The organism is Tychonema sp. LEGE 06208, from assembly GCF_015207505.1.
Classification (GTDB): domain Bacteria; phylum Cyanobacteriota; class Cyanobacteriia; order Cyanobacteriales; family Microcoleaceae; genus Microcoleus.
This window is the reverse complement of record NZ_JADEWT010000233.1, coordinates 1-1,094: the sequence shown is the minus strand read 5'-3', so window position 1 is coordinate 1,094 and position 1,094 is coordinate 1. Positions and strand designations below refer to the sequence as shown.

1 protein-coding gene and 1 pseudogene are annotated in these 1,094 nt (G+C 38.7%); one reads left to right on the top strand and one right to left on the bottom strand.

What is annotated here, in order from left to right; translation table 11 throughout:
• Positions 1-266, bottom strand: a 266-nt coding sequence (locus IQ263_RS28095) for an IS1/IS1595 family N-terminal zinc-binding domain-containing protein (RefSeq protein WP_304941040.1), incomplete at its 3' end; no start/stop codon positions are given.
• Positions 267-335: 69 nt separating this feature from the next.
• On the opposite strand from IQ263_RS28095, the pseudogene IQ263_RS28090 reads away from it, so the two are divergent.
• Positions 336-956 (top strand): annotated as a pseudogene (locus tag IQ263_RS28090) (transposase); the annotation flags it as partial.
• Positions 957-1,094 lie beyond the last annotated feature (138 nt).

Here is a 1,094-nt window from a genome sequence, read left to right as displayed (position 1 = left end):
ACTTCTCTCTTTACAGCTCCTAACTTTTTATTAACATAGTATTGCAACCACCGTTCCGAAACCCCTGTCGCCCTCACAATCCCAGCCAGAGATATCTTTTCTAATAAAAGTCTATCTATCAACTCTTTTGTTGCTGATGAAATCGGTTGATGTCTGGGAGTCATGACGAATTGTCTTCCACAATCTCGACATTTAAAGTTTTGCTTCTGAGAGCGAGTGCGACCATTTTTCAATATGTATTCAGAGTTACACTTGGGACAGTTCATAAGCTAAAATTTAAGATAGGTTAAAAGAATAAAATTATAACACATTTTCCTTGCTATGCAGGACTACCCCGTCCCGTTATTAGAGGTAAAGCAGGAAAACGAGTAGATTTTGGAGCTAAACTGTCAGCGACTTGCTTTGAGGGGTATGTGTTTTTAGAGCGAATAAGCTGGGATAATTTTAACGAATCAGGAGACTTAAAAGCCCAAGTAGAAGCATTTAAAATTTACACAGGATACTATCCAGAATCAGTCCATGCAGATCGCATTTATCGAACAAGGGAAAACCGAGCTTGGTGTAAAGAAAGAGGAATTAGAATTAGTGGGCCTCCGTTAGGAAGACCACCAGCAATTGTGAGTAAGGAAACAAAGAAACAAGCCTGGGAAGATGAGAGAATTCGTAACTCTATTGAGGGCAAGTTCGGACAAGGTAAACGAAGATTCAGCTTGAATCGCGTGATGGCAAAACTTGATAATACTTCTGGTACAGCTATTGCTATTACTTTTTTAGTAATGAACCTTTCTACCTGGTTAAGACGGGTTTTTTGTGTGTTTTTCTGCCGATTTCCCAAAATAAGGTCTGGTTACGCTTCAATGATTGTCAAAAATTATATTTTGGTCAATTACAAAAACCAAAACTTATGCTTCGCCGAACTTGAATCACCCATCAATTGTGATCGTGATTTTCCCTAACTTATTCAGCAAGCCCTATCTTGGGGTTTTAACATCTCTTTTGGCGATCGCTCACTTTACTTCATTCTATATTCGCGAATAGCGAATGTAAGTGTTTGCTGCCTCGAATAGAGAAAAGACCAGATTCTGAATCAAAAA